Source organism: Streptomyces nanhaiensis, from assembly GCF_046614825.1.
Taxonomy (GTDB): Bacteria; Actinomycetota; Actinomycetes; order Streptomycetales; family Streptomycetaceae; genus Streptomyces; species Streptomyces radiopugnans.
In genome coordinates this window covers 1-3,769 of record NZ_JBKJFM010000270.1, presented here as the reverse complement: position 1 = coordinate 3,769, position 3,769 = coordinate 1, and the positions used below count along the sequence as shown (strand labels likewise).

The 3,769-nt window shown below is 72.5% G+C and carries 1 protein-coding gene; it reads right to left on the bottom strand.

What is annotated here, in order from left to right; translation table 11 throughout:
* A partial coding sequence (locus tag ACLIYP_RS29575; protein ID WP_412716156.1) for an SDR family NAD(P)-dependent oxidoreductase occupies positions 1 to 3,769 on the bottom strand: 3,769 nt, incomplete at both ends.

Here is a 3,769-nt window from a genome sequence, read left to right as displayed (position 1 = left end):
GAAGTGCGCGCAGATCTCATCCAGGGCGGCAGCGAACACAGGGAAGACGGCGTACAGCTCACGCCCCATCCCGGCCCGCTGGCTGCCCTGCCCCGAGAACAGAAACGCCAACCGCCCCTGTGCCACATCCGCCGAGCCGGTGAGGACCCGGCTGTCCGCCTCGCCCCGCGCGAGCGCGCCCAGCGCGTCGAGGAAGTCGGACCGGTCCTCGGCGACCACGGCGGCCCGGTCGTCCAGCGCCGCTCGCGAGGTGGCGAGGGAGAACGCCACGTCGGCGGTGGGGAGTTCGGGTCGTGTGGCGACGAACGACCGCAGCCGCTCGGCCTGCGCCCGCAGGGCGTCCGTGCCCTGACCGGAGACGACCCACGGCACGGGCCCGGCCCCAGCCTCAGGTGCGTCTACGACGGCCGGCTCCTCCTCGGCTTGTTCGATGATGGCGTGGGCGTTGGTGCCGCTGACGCCGAAGGAGGAGACACCGGCGCGGCGGGGCCGTCCGGTCTGCGGCCACTCGACCGCTTCCCGCAGCAGTGACACGGCACCCGCGGACCAGTCGACGTGCGGAGTCGGCTCGTCCAGGTGCAGCGTCCTCGGCAGCACACCGTGACGCATCGCCATCACCATCTTGATAACTCCGCCCACGCCCGCCGCTGCCTGCGTGTGTCCGATGTTGGACTTCAAGGAGCCGAGCAACAGCGGCTGTTCGGCAGGCCGCTCCTGCCCGTAGGTGGCCAGCAGCGCCTGCGCCTCGATCGGGTCGCCCAGCCTGGTGCCGGTGCCGTGCGCTTCGACGGCGTCGACGTCGGCGGCGGTCAGCCGGGCCCGGCCGAGCGCCTGCCGGATGACCCGCTCCTGTGAGGGGCCGTTGGGGGCGGTGAGCCCGTTGCTCGCGCCATCCTGGTTGACCGCCGTACCGCGTACCACGCCCAGGACCGGGTGTCCGTTGCGGCGGGCGTCCGAAAGCCGCTCCAGGAGCAAGATGCCCGCGCCCTCGCCCCAGCTGGTGCCGTCGGCCGACGCGGAGAACGACTTGCTACGGCCATCGGGAGCGAGCCCCCGCTGCCGACTGAACTCCACGAACGTCCCCGGGGAGGCCATGACGGTTACGCCGCCCGCCAGCGCGAGCGTGCACTCGCCATCCCGAAGCGCCTGGACGGCCATGTGCAGGGCGACCAGCGAGGACGAGCAGGCCGTGTCGACCGTGACGGCCGGGCCCTCCAGACCGAGTGAGTACGCCACCCGGCCGGAGATCACACTGGCCGCCGTGCCGGTGAGCAGATACCCCTCGAACCCCTCGGGCGCCTCACTCATGCGCGGCCCGTACTCCTCCTGGGACGCCACACCGACGTAGACGCCCGCCTGGCTGCCGGCCACCGACCGCGGGTCGATCCCGGCCCGTTCGAACACCTCCCACGAGGTCTCCAGCAGAAGTCGCTGCTGCGGGTCCATCGCCTGCGCCTCGCGCGGCGAGATCCCGAAGAACTCGGCGTCGAATTCGGCGGCGTCGTAGAGGAATCCGCCCTCACGGACATAGGACGTACCCGCGCGTTCCGGATCGGGGTGGTAGAGCGCGTCGATGTCCCAGCCTCGGTCCGTGGGGAACACGGACACGGCGTCCCTGCCTTCGACGAGCAACTGCCAGAGGTCCTCCGGCGAACGCACCCCGCCCGGGTAACGGCAGGCCATGGACACGATGACGACCGGGTCGTCCTCGGCCGCGACCCCCGCCGGGACCGGCAGCGCGGAGACAGGCTCCGCCGTGCCGGCCGCCTGCGTGTGCAGGAAGCGGGCCAGCGCCCGGGGCGTGGGATGGTTGAAGACCAGCGTCGGCGGTAGCTTCAGACCCGTGACGGCGACGAGCCGGTTACGCAGTTCGACCCCGGTCAGCGAGTCGACACCGATGTCCTTGAACGCCTGCGACGCGTTCACCGCGTCCGCGGAAGCGTGCCCGAGCACGGCCGCGGCCTGCGCGCGTACCAGGTCCAGCAACACCCGCTGGGCTTCGGCATCGGAGAGGCCGGACAGGTTCTGTGCCGTCCAGGTCGTGTCGTCACCGCCCGGACGCTCGGCGTCGGACCTGGACCGCAGATCCCGCACGTCCGGCAGGTCGGAGATCAGCGCGCTGGGCCGGGCGGCGGTGTACGCCGGCACGAAACGGGCCCAGTCGATGTCGGCGACGGTCACCGCCGGTTCGCCGCGTCCGACGGCTTCTCCCAGCGCGATGAGCGCGAGGTCCGGCGCCAGGGCCGGGAGCCCGCGCCGACGCAACTGGTCGGCCACGTCCCCGGCCGCCATCCCGTCCGCGTCCCACGGGCCCCACGCCACGGAGGTGGAGGGCAGCCCCAGCGTGTGCCGCTGTTCGGCTATCGCGTCCAAGTGGGCGTTGGCCGCACCGAAGTTGGCCTGCCCGGCGCGGCCGAGCGTGCCGACCACCGACGAGAAGAGCACGAAGGCGTCGAGGTCGAGGTGACGTGTGTACTGGTCGAGGAGTTCGGCGGCCGTGGCCTTCGGGCGCAGTACGTGGTCCAGGCGGTCGGTGGTGAGCCGATCGAGCACCGCGTCGTCGAGGACACCGGCGGTGTGGACGACCGCGGTGAGGTCGGGGTGGTCGGCGATGAGCGTCTTTACGGTTTCCGGGTCGCTCACATCGCCGGCGGCGAAGGTCACGGTGGCGCCGAGAGCGGCGAGTTCGCCGTGCAGATCGGCAGCCCCCGAGGTGCTGTCACCGCTGCGGCTGGCGAGGACGAGGTGCTGCGCGCCGTTCTCGGCTGCCCAGCGGGCTACGCGGGAGCCGAGGGCGCCGGTGCCGCCGGTGATCAGGACGGTGCCGCGCGGCTGCCACACGCTTCCGTTGGTGCCGGTGCGGGCTATTCGTCGGGCGAGGACACCGGCCGCGCGGATGGCCACCTGGTCCTCGCCGCCGGCCGGGGCGGCCAGCACGGCACGCAGGTGTGCGGCGCCGCGTTCGTCGAGCTGCTCGGGCAGGTCGACAAGTCCGCCCCAGCGGTCGGGGTGCTCCAGCGCGGCGACCCGGCCCAGGCCCCAGATCTGTGCCTGGGCGGGGTGGGCCAGCGGGTCGGAGCCGCCGGTGGTGACCGCGCCCTGGGTGACGCACCAGAGCGGAGCCTGGACGCCCGCGTCTCCGAGCGCCTGGAAGAGAGCGAGCGTCGGTGCTGCTGTGGTGGTGTCGTCACCGGTCAGCGCGAGCAACGACAGCACGCCGGCGGTGTCTTCGCCCGGGGCCAGTGCGCCGGAGAGGTGCTCGGCGTAGAGCGTGCGGTCCGGCTGGGCCGGATCCAGCACGACCTGTCGTACGTGGGTCCGGTTACCGCGCAGGGCCTCCGTGGCGGCGCCCACCAGCGTGTCGCCCTCGTGGCCTTCGGGAACCATGACCAGCCAGGTGCCGGACAGCGCCGCCTGCGGACCCGCCACCGGCCTCCACGTCGCCCGGTAGCGCAGGTTGTCCACCGCCGACGCGCGGTCCAGGCTCTTCCGCCAGGACGCCAGCGCCGCGAGCACCGTGCTCAGCGGCGCATCGCCCTCGACCGAGAGGGTGTGGCCGAGGGACTCCCAGTCCTCGTTCTCGACCGCCTCCCAGAAGCGGGTGTCCGCAGTGTCCGTGCCGGTGCTCGTGCCGGGGTTGATCCAGTAGCGCTGGTGTTGGAAGGGGTAGGTGGGGAGGTTGATGGGTTGGTTGTGGGGGATGGGCCAGTTGATGGTGTGGCCGTGGGTGTGGAGGTGGGCTGCGGAGGTGAGGAGGCGGGTGAGGGTG